Source organism: Brevibacterium sp. VCM10, from assembly GCF_000583215.1.
Taxonomy (GTDB): domain Bacteria; phylum Actinomycetota; class Actinomycetes; order Actinomycetales; family Brevibacteriaceae; genus Brevibacterium; species Brevibacterium linens.
In genome coordinates this window covers 42,854-55,735 of sequence record NZ_JAJB01000012.1, presented here as the reverse complement: position 1 = coordinate 55,735, position 12,882 = coordinate 42,854, and the positions used below count along the sequence as shown (strand labels likewise).

Genomic DNA, 12,882 nt, shown 5'->3' with positions numbered 1-12,882 from the left:
TCACCTTTTTCTGTGCTGTTCGCGGATTCCGGCGTCTACAGCAGTGAGCTCGTCAGGCGGGCCACGTTCTCCACATACTTCTTCAGCATCGGCCGCGCCTCCCATTCCTCGGCATTGAGTTCGACCGAATTCGGCGCGTAGCGTTCGGCTTCGAGGTCATACATGCGCCGGGTGAATTCCTTGTTGACGATGAAGAGGGTCACCTCGAGGTTCATCGCGAATGACCGTTCGTCCATATTTGACGAACCGATGATCGAAACGTCGTCGTCGATGATGAGGAACTTCGAGTGCAGCACCGTCGGAGCGTGGTACATGAAGATCCGCACCCCGGCCCGCACCAGCTCGTCATAATAGGACTGCTGCGCCTTGTGGGTCAGCCAATGGTCGCTCGTCTCACCGACGTACAGGCGCACATCGACCCCGGATCTGGCCTCCGTCGTCAGCGCGTGCAGCAGCGATTCGTCGGGCACGAAATACGGTGAGCAGACGACGACCCGGTGATTCGCGTTGTAGATGAGGTGGTTGAACAGGCGCAGATTGTTCTCGTCTTCGAACCCCGGACCCGACGGCACGATCTGAGCCTGGATGCCACCGAACTCGGGGGCCTCGAGTTCGAAGCTGTCGGGTTCGTCGAGGATCTCATCGGTCTCCGAATACCAGTCTGCGATGAACACGGCATCGAGCTCTTCGACGACCGGCCCCCGGCATTCCACCGACAAGTCCTTCCACTGGAAGCCCTTCCGACGGTTGCGGGCCTTGTTGTACGTGCGGTCGATGATGTTCTGCGAACCGGTGAACGCGACCTTGCCGTCGACGACGAGGATCTTGCGGTGATTGCGCAGGTCGGGCCTCTGGTATTCGCCCTTCCACGGTCGGATCGGCAGGGCCCGGCGCCAGCTGACGCCCGAGCCGTCGAGCTTCTTCACCAGCTCCGAATATCCCGGGTAGCCCAGCGACCCCACATGGTCGATCAGGATCCGCACGTTCACGCCGCGCCGGTGCGCGTCCACCAGCGATTCGAGCAACCGCCTCGTCGTGTCATCGATGGCGACGATGTAGAACTCGAAGTGGACGAACCGCTGCGCGCGGTCGACGGCGTCGGCCATCGCCTCCATGCAGGCATGGTTGTCGACATGGAGGTCGAAGGAGTTGCCGTGCGTCATCGGCAGGGCACCGAGGTCGAAGTTGAGCTGCGCCGCGGTGCGCAGCGGCTCGGGCATATGGTCGCTGCGCCCGACGATCGCCTGGTAGCGGGTCTGATCACGGAAGAGATCGTTCATCTTCGACTGTTTGTCCCGCCGCCGCTTCGGCAGCTTCGCCGAACCCAGCAGCAGGAACGCCGCGATGCCCACATAGGGGATGAGGAAGATCGCGAGCAGCCAGCCGAGCGCGACCGACGGCCTGCGGTTGTGCGGAATCCAGCCGAGCGCGATGATGCGGATGATCAGGTCGATCAACAGCAGGATGATGATCAGCCAGTTCGGCCACGCCTGGTCGATGGTGAAGAACGGATAGATCCCGAAACTGCTCATATAGTGCCCGTTCAGCTCCGCCCTGTTCGTCACAGCTGAGGTATTCGGCCTCCGCTGGAGGATGTCAGATTGTCCCCCATCGTATCCTGCCCGTCCCGGGCCCATCCGGCCCACCCCGCCGTCGGCCGTCTGACCGTTCCCGGGCATACTGGACGGTGACATCAATTGCTGAGAGCGAAGGTGCTGAACGTGATTCGAGACATCAACCCCGAGGGTTCCGACCGTTCGGATACCGCCGACAGCGCGAGCCGCGGACCCGATATCGCCGACGCCGAGGCGGTCCCGATCAAGCCCGCCGTCAGCGTGCTCATGCTCCGCGACGGGGACGAAGGACTCGAGGTGTTCGTCCAGCACCGGGTGTCGACGATGGATTTCGCCGCCGGCGTCGTCGTCTTCCCCGGCGGTCGCGTCGACCCCATCGATCACACGATCGCACCGACCATCACCGTCCCCGATCCGCAGGTGCACACCTCCGCATGGTCGGCATCGACCATCGCCAAGGATGCCGAGGGGTGGCGTGTACTGCTCGCCACCGCTGTGCGCGAGGTCGAAGAGGAGACGGGCGCGGTCCTCGACCCGGCCGGACTCAGACCGTGGGCGAACTGGGTGACTCCGGTTGGTCGACCCAAGCGCTTCGACACGTATTTCTATACGATCGCGGCTCCCGAACTCGCCGCCGCCCAGCATCAGACGACGGAGGCACACACGAGCGAGTGGCGTTCCGTGACCGGGATCCTCGCCGATGAGGGGGCCGGACGGCTGAAGCTCATGCGTCCGACGTTCGTGCTGCTGCGTGAGCTCGCGGGGTTCTCCACCGTCGCCGAGGTGGTTGCCGCCGAGAGGATCATCGACCCCGTCCGCCCGGAGTTCCCCTCCAACCGCGGTTCTTGAGTTCGGCTCTTCGCCCGAGTCCTGCTGCCCGCGTCTGAGCCCAGCATCCCGCTGGTCGCAGCAGGACGCGGGAGTACCCGACTTCAGGCCTTGGCGCGAGCCTTCATCGCGGCCAGGCGAGCGGCAACGACCTGCTTCTGCTCGTCGGTGCCCAGCAGTTCGGCCAGTGCTTCCTGTTCGGCATCGAGTCCGGTGCTGAGGTCGGAGTCATATGACAGGTCGACGAGACGCTTCGCCCACACCAGCGCCGACCGAGACCGGGCGGCGATCTGCCCGGCCAGCTCGAGCGCCCGGGCCATGGGATCCTCGACGACCTCGTCGACGAGGCCGATGCGCAGAGCTTCCTCGGCACCGATCGTGTCGGCGGTGACGATGAGCTTCTTCGCCTGAGCCGGTCCGACGAGGCGCGGCAGCAGCTGCGTGCCGCACATATCGGGGATGATGCCCCAGTTGAGTTCCATGAGGGAGAGCTTCGCATCGGGTCCGGCCACGCGCATGTCCGCGCCCAGGGCGATCTGCAGTCCGCCTCCGAGTGCCGGTCCGCGTACCGCCGCGATGACCGGAACCTCGACGAGCGACCACACATGCACGGCCTTCTGTGCCAGCGCCCGGGCCGAGCCGAGTCGCTGCCCGAGATCGACGGCGGTGGCCACGGAGTCCGACTCCCCGCCCTCCCCGCCCTCGGCGGCCGCTTCCCCGGCGGCAGCTTCCCCGGCGGCAGCTTCCCCGGCGGCCGCTTCCTCAGCGGATGAGCGGGTCGCGGCTCCCGCCTCGGCGATCCGGGCGAGCTCGGTGAAGTCGAGGCCGGCGCTGAAGGCACGACCGCGACCGGACAGGACCACGGCCTTGACCTCGCTCGAACCCTTCAGCGCCAGCCCCGCCTCGACGAGGTCTTCGAAGACCTCGCGGGTGAGCGAATTGAGTGTGTTCGCACGGTCGATCTCGACGTGGGCGACGCCGTCGGTGATCGCATAGACGACGGTCGAGTTGGTGGTCTCGGACATGGAGGGGCCTTTCGACGACGATGCCGGCACGGAAGCCACCGGCGGATCAGGAACACGCCGCGACCGCAGGCCCCGCGGTGCCGGCCCCGGCGACGCTGAACGAGCGATCAGCTGCGTTTCTTGAACCCTATCGGAGCTGCCGTCAACGTCAAGACCAACACGGCGATCAGCGACGCCGCACACATGCCGACGACCCCGGGCCAGGCGAAGTCCGAGAAGAGGACTGCAGACAGCCAAGCGCCGAGACTCGTGCCCAGGTAGTAGACGGTGAGATAGATGGCCGCGGATCGGGTCGAGTCGACTCCCGGCCGGGCGGCACTCGCCGCCGCGGAAGCACCCGTATGGCCGAGGAAGAATCCGGCGGTGAGCAGCGACATGCCGATGATGATCACCACGAGCGAATCGACGAGAGTCAGCCCCGCGCCGGCGAGCGCGATGACCATTCCCGCCACGGTGATCCGAGTGCGCGGGTACTGCGTGGCCAGGCGGCCGTAGTACGTGGTGACGACGGTGCCGACGAGGTAGATGAGGAAGAACAGGCCGACCGCGCCCTCGCTCAGGTGCCACGGATCCTGCTGCAGGCGGGTGCCGAGCATCGTGAACGAGCCGCCGAAGACGATCATGCACAGGAACCCGGTGAGGTAGATCCGCCACAGTCCCCCGCGCAGCGGAATCGCTCGCCGAGGCGGCCGTGCACTCCCGGTCCCACCGTCGTCGGCGGCGGTGCCGGCAGAGAGGGAAGCGTCGTCGGCGGACTCATCGGTGGCGGCCGGGACGCCATCACCGTCGACGAGAGCATTGCTGGCACTGCCGTCACCTGCGGTGACAGCGTCGGGGTCGGCCGCCTCGGTGAAGGTGGGATCCGCATCGGGCGGACCGGAATCGTCCGTGTCGAGGACGGCGCGGCTGCGGGCGGTGGAGAAGAGGTCGTGGCGCAGCAGCCAGACGACGATGAGGCCGAAGGCCAGCGACACGATCGCGGTGAATGCGAGTCCGCCGTGCCAGCCGAGGAGCTCCGAGGCCAGCCCGGTGAGCAGCCTCGAGCACAGTCCGCCGATCGTGTTGCCGGCGATGTAGACCCCGATCGCTCCGGGCAGCGCGGCCGGCGGCAGGCGCAGGGACAGATAGGCCATGGCCGTGGCCGGCACCGAGGCGATCGCCAGTCCCTGGAGGAACCGGACGGCGATGAGCAGCCCCGGGGTCGGGGTGAAGGGAAGGACGAGCGCGAGGATCGCCGCAACGATCACTCCCGCACCGATCTGGCGAGCGTGGCCGATGCGCGGGGCGAGCATCGAGAACGGGATGAGGAAGCAGGCCATGGCCACATTCGTCGCGGACACGGTCAGGCTCGCCGTCGGACCGTCGATTCCGTAGGCGTCTCGGATCGCCGGCAGCAGCCCTTGAGTCTCGTAGAGGACGAGGAAGACGGCGATTCCCGCGAGGAAAACTGCCGCGACGGTTCGCCGAGTGCTCGTCGGACTCGGCTCACCTGTGCTCATGAGTCCAACGCTATGCCTCCGAGAAGCACCCGCTCAAACGATTCCGAGTCCCGGACCGTGTGAGTCCGGACACCGCGGGTGCCTGTGAGCGCCCGCTGCTGGTGCCGCACGATCGCATGGCGCCGCGGATTCGACGGCGCTGCGGATGTGGAGGATAACCCCATCGCCGAGGCGGCCCGACGTTTCATAGGCTGAAACCAGAAGTTCGACGAGCAGTGAATGGACGTGCCAGCGATGACGGCGACCAACGAGATTCCCGCACTCAGCGCAGACCCCGCAAACCGCCCTGCCGCGCCCTCCCCCGGCGTCCCCACCTCGTCCCTGGAATCGCTCGCGCCGACCGACGGTCGGCGCACGGCCGTTCCCGGCAACCGCTCCTTCGTCATCACCTGGCTGCTGTCGATGCTCTTCGGCGTCCTCGGTCTTGACCGGTTCTACACCGGCCGGTACCTCACGGGCGCGCTCAAGCTGCTCAGCCTCGGCGGGTTGGGGATCTGGTGGATCATCGATCTCGGCATCGTTCTGGCCGGCGGTCTGCGCTGTGGGAGAGCTCCGCTGCGCGGCTACGCTCAGGACAAGGAGATCGCGTGGATCGCCACCGGCTTCACCCTCATCGTCGCCTATTCGATGCAGGTCGACGAGCTGGTCACGGCGCTGCTGAGCTCCCTGTTCTGACGCATTTCCCACGCCTGTTCCGATGCGCTTCGCCGACTGTTCACAACCGTCTCAGGTCTGCCTTTCCTGAAATCTGCGTCTCCCGGGTCTAGGCTCGAAGTCAGAACAGTTCAAGGAGGCACAATGAAACGGCAATTCCCCATTGTCAGGATGGTCACCGGTGACTCGGTAGGCAAACAGATCGCGGGGGCGGCGGCGGCCGCCTCGGCGCTCGGGTTCGGCGCACTCGCCGCATGGGATCTCACGCAGAAGAAGCACTCGATCCTGCGCAACTATCCGATCGCCGGGCACGCCCGATTCCTGCTGGAGTCGATCCGGCCGGAGATCCAGCAGTACTTCATCGAACGCAACTGGGACGGTCGCCCATTCAGCCGCGACACTCGCACCACCATCTACGAACGGGCCAAGGGCACCCACTCCGAGCACGCGTTCGGCACCCAGCGCGATGTCGACCGTGCCGGCTACGAGTCGCTCATGCACTCGAATATGCCGATCCCCAATCCGCCCCGTCCGCCGCGAGTGCGCATCGGCGGTGACGACTGCACTCAGCCCTACGACATCTCGCTGCTCAACGTCTCCGCAATGAGCTTCGGTTCGCTGAGCAACAACGCCATCCGTGCCCTGAACAAAGGAGCGGCACTGGGCGGATTCGCCCACGACACCGGTGAGGGATCGATCTCGCCGTATCACCGTGAGCACGGCGGCGACCTCATCTGGGAACTCGGCACCGGATACTTCGGCGCCCGCACCCCGGAAGGACAGTTCTCCCCCGAGGTCTTCGCCGAGAAGGCTCGGGACCCCCAGGTGAAGATGGTCTCGCTCAAACTCTCTCAGGGAGCGAAGCCGGGCATCGGCGGTGTGCTGCCCGGGGCCAAGGTGACCGAGGAGATCGCGGAGATCCGCGGCATCCCCGTCGGCCAGACGTGCATCAGCCCGCCCGGACACACGGTGTTCTCGACCCCGATCGAGCTGCTCGAGTTCATCCGGCAGATGCGTGAGCTCTCCGGCGGCAAACCTGCCGGCTTCAAGCTGTGCATCGGTTCGCGCACGGAGTTCCTCTCGATCGTCAAGGCCATGGTGGAGACGAACATCCTGCCGGACTTCATCATCGTCGACGGCTCCGAAGGCGGCACCGGTGCGGCACCGCTGGAGTTCGAGGACAATGTCGGTCTGCCGCTGACCCAGGGGCTGATGATCGTGCACAACGCGCTCGTCGGCGCGGGACTGCGGAAGAAGATCAAGGTCGGCGCCTCGGGCAAGATCGCCACCGGCACCGATATCGTCAAACGCCTCATCCAGGGCGCGGACTTCACGAACTCGGCCCGCGCGATGATGATGGCCGTCGGCTGCATTCAGGCTCAGGCCTGCCACACAGGCAAATGCCCCGTCGGCGTCGCCACTCAGGATCCGCGGCGAGCGCGCGCCATCGACGTGCCCACCAAGGCCGAACGTGTGCGCAACTATCACGACGGAGTCGTCGCCGAGGCAGTCCGGCTCATGGCGTCGATGGGTGCGGCCGCACCGGATGAGCTCGAACCGACGATGCTGCGTCGCAATGTCTCGGCCTCCGAGTCCTGGTCCTATGCCCGCCTCTACGACTGGCTGAAGCCCGGCGAACTCCTCGACGACACCCCCTCGGAGTGGGCCGACGACTGGTCCACGGCCCGCGCCGACACGTTCGCGATCCCCCGCGGACACAGCCGCTGATCCGCCGAGGCGGTCACTCGGCCCCGGCCGCTTGACGCTGACCTGACCATTCGGCTGCGGCCGCACGGTCGGTCGCTCGGCTCCGGCCGCTTGCCCTCGACCATTCGATTCCGACCGATTGCCCTCGACCATTCGGTTCCAAGCGCCTTGTCGACTTCGCCGATCCTCCGAAAGGAACTCGATGACCACCCTTGTCCTTCTCCACTCGGCTCTGGGACGGACGTCCGGAATGGATGCCGTCGCCGAACGCTTCGCACTGGCCGGGTATGCCGTCCACACTCCCGACGTCTACGCGGGCAGAACCTTCGACACCGCCGAAGCGGGAGTCGCCCACTCCCAGGAGGTCGGGTTCTCGGGCCTCGTGGATCGGATGAAGGAGGAGTGCGAGGATCTCGGCGACGACCTCGTCTTCGGCGGGTTGTCGCTGGGAGCCGCGCTCGCGCAGCAGATGGGCAAAAACGATCCGCGCGCTCGCGGCGTCCTGCTCTTCCACGGCGGCGGATTCCCGAAGCCGACGCGCTGGCAGGCCGGTGTGCCGGTGCAGGCGCATTTCGCCGTCGACGACTCGTGGCGCAGCCCGGGCACGATCGAGACCCTGATGGAATCCGCTGCGAGGGCCGGCGCGCAGGCAGAGTACTTCCTCTACCCGGGCAACACCCATCTGTTCAGCGACCCGACGACCCCGGATTACCGCGAAGACAGCGCCGAACTCCTCTTTGAGCGGGCCCTGGCCTTCCTCGACCGCTTCTGAGGTCTCCCACTCACCATCGGGGTCGTCCTCGCTGGCCGGCCTCCTCGCGGTGGAAGCGCCCAGCGCTCACGTCAGCGCCGAGCGCTCATGTTGCCGTCGACCGATCACCTCAGCACTCCACCTCCTTGCCGACCGCTCGAGTCAGCGCCGAGCGCTCAACGCAAACCTTGATACAGCGGCGTTGAGTCGAGCGGTCGGCGAAATCAGTCCCTTGCAGATGAGAGCTGACCACCCTCACATGCATTCGTTTAATTCCATTTGCTGAATTTTATTGCCATTTGACTTCCATGAAGGCACACTGTTGTCATGGTGACCGTCTTCAGCACCAAGAGACTTCGCAGCCTCGGCTTCGCGCACAAGGAAATCGTCAAGGCCCTGCAGTGCTGTCTGCAGAGGGTCCGACGTGGCCAATTCGTCCTCACCCGGCCCTGTGATCAGCAGGCTCACGCCGTGCTGCAGGACGTACACTCGGCATCCTCGACCTCGTACCCTCGGACCTACGGGGACATCAGAGACACAGCCGAAGACCTCAAGTCCCTGATCCGGTCTTACGCTGATGACCGGCTGCCCGACGCAGTCTTCTCCCATGTGTCAGCGGCCTTGTTACATGGTCTCGATCCACCGTTCCCCGCAGTCGACAAGTGCGAGATGATCCGGACCGGAACTCGCCGGAGCAGCGACACTCTCCACATTCGTGATCGGCACCTGCCTCCAAGCGACGTCGATTCGATCGGAGGACTCCCCGTCACGACATTGCTCAGGACCCTCGTGGACATTGCTCGCGAATACGACCCAGAGTTCTCGGTCCCATTGCTCTCGGACGCACTTCGCCGGCGGCTGGTCACCAAAGCAGCACTGCGAACCGCCCTTCCACCGGCCCGCCGAGGCTGTCGCACCGCCGCTCTTGCCATCAGCCTCGCGGACGCGAACCACGAGTCAGCAGCAGAATCGATCACTGCCGTCAAGTTCTATCGCTTCGACATCACCGGAATGATCCCCCAGGTCGAGACCTGCGACGCGGCTGGAAATCTTCTCGGCCGCAACGACTTCCGCCACGAGAAGTACGGACTCATCGTCGAATGCCACGGTGTCGGAAAGTATTTCATGGGGCACAACAGCCCCGACGAAGCCAGCAAGAAGAACCATGAACGCCACATGAAGCTGCTCAACGCGGGGTTCCGCATCTTCAATCTCGTCTGGGCGGACCTGTTCCGACCCCATGAGTTCATCAAGATCAAAGCTGAACTGGACACGCTGGCGAAGAGCGAACTCACCCAGCGCAGCGAATGACCTCGACTCCCCTGCCGACCGCTCATCTCAGCGTCGCTGTATCAAGTTATACGCCGCGCGCTCGACGCGGAGTCGAGCGGTCGGCGAGCTGAGCTGCTCTCTCGGCGACAATACGTGCGGTCGAGGCTAGGGCGCGCGGTGGGCACTGAGTCGAGCGGTCGGCGAAGTGACTGTGAGCTGAGTTGGTTCGCTCTACGTTGCGGCGGGACCGGTCACCCCATGACGAGGCCGTTGTCGACGATGAGGTTCTGGCCGGTCACCGCACGCGAAGCGGGAGAGGCGAAGAACACCACCGCCGAGGCGAAGTCCTCCGGAGTCGTCACCCGTCGCAGAGCGCTGGCGGCGGCGATCTGGTCGAAGACCGCTTCGGGTGTCGCCGAGGAGGCGTCCGTGGTGCGCAGCAGTCCGCCGGAGACCATGTTCACCCGCACCCCGGCCGGGCCGAGATCCTTCGCGAACGTCCTCGTCAGCGACAGCAGCGCCGCCTTGCCGGCCGTGTAGTCGTGGTACGGCACGACCGGATCCTGGAACAGGTTGGTGCCGATGTTGATAACGCGGCCGGAACCGAGCTCGCGGAAGCCGTGCATCGCGGCCTGGATCGTGTTGACCGCACCTTCGACCGAACCGCGGAACTGGTCGGCGAAATCCGAATAGTCGATCTCGTCGGCCGGCTGGCGCTCATCGCCGTTGAACGAGAAGTCGGCGAGCGCGTTGTTGACGACAGTGGATACCGGAGCTCCGAACTCGGCTGCCGCGGTCTCGAACATGGCGTCGACGGCGCGGGAGTCGGTGACGTCGGCCTCGATTGCCACGGCGCGCCCACCGCGAGCGCGGACCGCCTCGGCGAGCTCTTCCGCGGCCTCGGCCGAATACCGGTAGTTGATGACCAGCGCCGCACCCTCCGGCGCGAAGGCCTTCGCGATCGCAGCGCCCAGGCCGCGTCCGGATCCGGTGACAAGCACGACCTGCTCGTCGAGAGGCAGTGCCTCGGAGGTGAATGCCTGGGGGTTGCTCATCGCGTGTCTCCTTCGGACGTCGGTGGGCGGATCTCGCAGACCTGATCCCACCCTACCCAGGAAGCGGGCTCGCCGAGACTGAGCGGCGCGAGACGGGCAGCAGCGCGGCGATTGTTGGGTCGATCCACGGTGATATCGCGGCTTAGAACACCGCGGATCGACCCAACAATCGCGCAATGGCCGTGCCCGCACCTCCTCCAGCAGGAAGCAGATTGGCCACAGAACTGCACTGAACCGCGCGCATATGCGCTGAGGAACGTGCTCTGAGCGGCCTGAGTCCATAGACTGAAACGAAGACCACCGTTGTCCATCCCCAGAAAGTCACCCTTATGAACGAGCTCGGCGCCGGCATCTCCATCGGAGTCCTCGCGGCTCTCGTCGTCTTCGTCATCTACTTCGTCGGAGCGAAGATCGGACGATGGCAGCCCCGGAACCAAAGCGCCGGACCGGGCGCTCAGGGCGGCTATCCGCAGACTCAGGGCTACGGTCAGAACTCGTACGGCCAGAACCCCTACGGCCAGTCCGGCTACAGCCAGTCCGGCCGTCCGTGGAGCAGCGAGGATGAGACCCGCGTCCTTCCCTCCAATGCGCAGGGCTACGACGACGTCGACGCCGATCAGCCGCGGGCCACGAAGAGAGAACTCGCCGCCAACATCCAGCACTCCGGTCAGATGATCGAGGCCAACCGGCGGGCCGCCACCGCGGCCAACGGCGACACCGTCGCAGTGTTCACCTACATCCTCGGCGCCGCACTCATCGCCGTCGTCGCCTTCGTGTTCTTCAACAATCTGCTGCTGCCGGCCACGATCGGTGCGCTGACGGGCGCGATCATCTGCGTCGCCCTGTCGGCGACCTACACGATCAAGCATCTGGACTTCTGGCCGGACAATGCCACGATCTCGATCATCAACCTGCTCGTCGCCCTGGCCGCGTCGATCTTCATGTACATCGGGTCCGTGCAGACGGTGCGCGACAATATCAGCCTGTCCACGATCACCGACTCGTTCGACGCACTGCCCTTCAGCGACGGCTTCTCGGCCTTCGCCGTGGCCATCGGCGACCGGGTGGTGACGTTCTTCAAGGACTTCGGCTTCCTCGGCTTCGTGTTCCTGCTGTTCATGGGCATCGGCTGCATCATCGTGTTCACCCTGGCCGCGAAGTCGCTCGTCGACGTCATGGACTGGCGGATCTTCGCCCAGTTCGGCCACAACGTCACCGACCGCCCGATGTCGCATTCGCGTGCCGTGCGCTTTCAGACCTCGAAGGTCTCGCACACCGTGACCTCGCTCGTTCTCGCCGTCATCGCCGTGCTCGCGGCCACAGGATTGCTCTATGACGGCTTCACCTGGTTCACACGCTGAGGAACATCTCAGAAACCGGGCGGTAAGATAGGTCCGGAATTCCCCGTCGTGACGCGTCACGCGCGCGCCGCTGCGGCCGATATCGACACCGACGAACGACCCGAAAAGGGATGAGTTACTCAATTGGCGAATGGCAACGCAACATTTCGGCACTCGAACGTGGCCCTGCTCGGCCTGACCGAGACCCTGGCCCCGAACGAAGTGACCTCGCAGGAATTCGACGAACGCCTCGCCGATACGCTGTCATCGCTCAAACTGCCGCAGGGTCTGCTCCAACGCGTCGCCGGTGTGTACGCCCGCCGCAACTGGGATGAGCCCCACCAGTTCGCCGATGGTGCGATCGCGGCCGGAAAGAAGGCCCTCGCCGAGGCGGGGGTCCCTCCCGACGCCATCGGACTGATGGTCAACACCTCCGTGACCCGTGAGCACCTGGAACCGTCCGTGGCCGTCGGCGTCCACGCCGGCATCGGGCTCGGCCCGCAGGCGATGAACTTCGACATCGCCAACGCCTGCCTGGGATTCGTCAACGGAATGACCCTGGCCGCGAACATGATCGACGCCGGGCAGATCGAATACGCCCTCATCGTCGCCGGTGAAGACGCCTCCCGCGTCCAAGACGCGACGCTGCGTCGCCTCAACCGCCCGGAGATCACCCGCGAGGAGTACCTCAACGAATTCGCGTCTCTGACCCTGGGCTCCGGCGCTGCCGCCGCCGTCCTCGGCCCGGCCGACAAGCATCCGGAGGGCCACCGCATCCTCGGCGGGATCACCCGTGCGGCAACCCAGCATCACGAACTGTGCGTCGGCGACCACAACGGAATGTTCACCGACACGAAGGGGCTGCTCTCCGGCGGCATGGAGCTCGTCGTCGCCGCGTGGGAGGAAGCCCACGAGACCGGGTGGGACTGGCGGGAGATGGACCGCTACGTCATGCACCAGGTCTCCGATGTGCACACGAATTCGATCACGAAGGCCGCGAACCTCGACCCCGACCGGATCCCCGTGAGCTACCCGGAGCTGGGCAACGTCGGCCCCGCCTCACTGCCCATCACCCTGTCCCGTGAGGCCGAGAACCTCAGACCCGGCGACCGCATCCTGTGCATGGGCGTCGGCTCCGGCCTCAACACCGCCATGACCGAGATCGAGTGGTAGAGAG

The 12,882-nt window shown here is 65.5% G+C and carries 12 protein-coding genes; 7 read left to right on the top strand and 5 right to left on the bottom strand.

Annotation, left to right across the window (positions count from 1 at the left end; translation table 11 throughout):
• Positions 1–35: 35 nt before the first annotated feature.
• Positions 36–1,532 (bottom strand): cardiolipin synthase, encoded by a 1,497-nt coding sequence (gene cls / locus AD89_RS0103025; RefSeq protein WP_025777127.1) that lies wholly within the window; start codon positions 1,530–1,532, stop codon positions 36–38.
• Between the two features lie 189 nt (positions 1,533–1,721).
• Here cls and AD89_RS0103020 point away from each other — a divergent pair, with 189 nt between their 5' ends.
• Complete coding sequence (locus tag AD89_RS0103020; RefSeq protein ID WP_081770316.1) at positions 1,722–2,423, top strand: NUDIX hydrolase; 702 nt, start codon at positions 1,722–1,724, stop codon at positions 2,421–2,423.
• Between the two features lie 83 nt (positions 2,424–2,506).
• Here the strand turns inward: AD89_RS0103020 and AD89_RS0103015 are convergent, their stop codons facing one another.
• Both AD89_RS0103015 and AD89_RS0103010 read right to left on the bottom strand, forming a co-directional pair.
• On the bottom strand, positions 2,507–3,427 hold the full coding sequence (locus AD89_RS0103015; RefSeq protein ID WP_025777125.1) for an enoyl-CoA hydratase-related protein: 921 nt from the start codon (positions 3,425–3,427) through the stop codon (positions 2,507–2,509).
• 107 nt (positions 3,428–3,534) lie between these two features.
• Positions 3,535–4,926: an MFS transporter gene (locus AD89_RS0103010; RefSeq protein WP_025777124.1), complete on the bottom strand. Its 1,392-nt coding sequence runs from the start codon at positions 4,924–4,926 to the stop codon at positions 3,535–3,537.
• A 234-nt stretch (positions 4,927–5,160) separates the two neighbouring features.
• Here AD89_RS0103010 and AD89_RS0103005 point away from each other — a divergent pair, with 234 nt between their 5' ends.
• The 3 genes from AD89_RS0103005 to AD89_RS0102995 all read left to right on the top strand — a co-directional run bounded on the left by AD89_RS0103005 (position 5,161) and on the right by AD89_RS0102995 (position 8,059).
• Positions 5,161–5,601: a TM2 domain-containing protein gene (locus tag AD89_RS0103005; protein ID WP_197021707.1), complete on the top strand. Its 441-nt coding sequence runs from the start codon at positions 5,161–5,163 to the stop codon at positions 5,599–5,601.
• 123 nt (positions 5,602–5,724) lie between these two features.
• Positions 5,725–7,308, top strand: coding sequence for an FMN-binding glutamate synthase family protein (locus tag AD89_RS0103000; protein WP_035319740.1), 1,584 nt, complete (start codon positions 5,725–5,727; stop codon positions 7,306–7,308).
• Positions 7,309–7,489: 181 nt separating this feature from the next.
• Entirely contained in the window at positions 7,490–8,059 is a 570-nt protein-coding gene (locus AD89_RS0102995) for a dienelactone hydrolase family protein (protein WP_025777121.1), read from the top strand.
• Between the two features lie 234 nt (positions 8,060–8,293).
• On the opposite strand, the gene AD89_RS20105 is transcribed toward AD89_RS0102995, so the two are convergent.
• The gene (locus tag AD89_RS20105; protein ID WP_197021709.1) at positions 8,294–8,527 is read right to left on the bottom strand and encodes a hypothetical protein; all 234 of its coding nucleotides are present in this window, start codon (positions 8,525–8,527) and stop codon (positions 8,294–8,296) included.
• 300 nt (positions 8,528–8,827) lie between these two features.
• On the opposite strand from AD89_RS20105, the gene AD89_RS20305 reads away from it, so the two are divergent.
• Positions 8,828–9,349 (top strand): hypothetical protein, encoded by a 522-nt coding sequence (locus AD89_RS20305; RefSeq protein ID WP_231488390.1) that lies wholly within the window; start codon positions 8,828–8,830, stop codon positions 9,347–9,349.
• A 212-nt stretch (positions 9,350–9,561) separates the two neighbouring features.
• Here AD89_RS20305 and AD89_RS0102985 read toward each other — a convergent pair whose 3' ends face one another.
• Positions 9,562–10,365: a 3-oxoacyl-ACP reductase gene (locus tag AD89_RS0102985; protein ID WP_197021706.1), complete on the bottom strand. Its 804-nt coding sequence runs from the start codon at positions 10,363–10,365 to the stop codon at positions 9,562–9,564.
• Positions 10,366–10,694: 329 nt separating this feature from the next.
• Between AD89_RS0102985 and AD89_RS0102980 the strand changes: the two genes are divergently transcribed.
• Positions 10,695–11,726 carry a hypothetical protein gene (locus AD89_RS0102980; RefSeq protein ID WP_025777118.1) on the top strand — a complete coding sequence of 344 codons (1,032 nt, stop codon included), beginning with the start codon at positions 10,695–10,697 and terminating at the stop codon, positions 11,724–11,726.
• 123 nt (positions 11,727–11,849) lie between these two features.
• Positions 11,850–12,878, top strand: coding sequence for a 3-oxoacyl-ACP synthase III (locus AD89_RS0102975; RefSeq protein ID WP_025777117.1), 1,029 nt, complete (start codon positions 11,850–11,852; stop codon positions 12,876–12,878).
• Positions 12,879–12,882: the final 4 nt, after the last annotated feature.

Bases quoted from the DNA above. Each gene is read 5' to 3' on its own strand.
- AD89_RS0103000 (WP_035319740.1), top strand. From the start codon at position 5,725: ATGAAACGGCAATTCCCCATTGTCAGGATGGTCACCGGTGACTCGGTA.
- AD89_RS0103005 (WP_197021707.1), top strand. From the start codon at position 5,161: ATGACGGCGACCAACGAGATTCCCGCACTCAGCGCAGACCCCGCAAAC.
- AD89_RS0103010 (WP_025777124.1), bottom strand. From the start codon at position 4,926: ATGAGCACAGGTGAGCCGAGTCCGACGAGCACTCGGCGAACCGTCGCG.
- cls (WP_025777127.1), bottom strand. From the start codon at position 1,532: ATGAGCAGTTTCGGGATCTATCCGTTCTTCACCATCGACCAGGCGTGG.
- AD89_RS0102985 (WP_197021706.1), bottom strand. From the start codon at position 10,365: ATGAGCAACCCCCAGGCATTCACCTCCGAGGCACTGCCTCTCGACGAG.
- AD89_RS0102980 (WP_025777118.1), top strand. From the start codon at position 10,695: ATGAACGAGCTCGGCGCCGGCATCTCCATCGGAGTCCTCGCGGCTCTC.
- AD89_RS0103015 (WP_025777125.1), bottom strand. From the start codon at position 3,427: ATGTCCGAGACCACCAACTCGACCGTCGTCTATGCGATCACCGACGGC.
- AD89_RS0102995 (WP_025777121.1), top strand. From the start codon at position 7,490: ATGACCACCCTTGTCCTTCTCCACTCGGCTCTGGGACGGACGTCCGGA.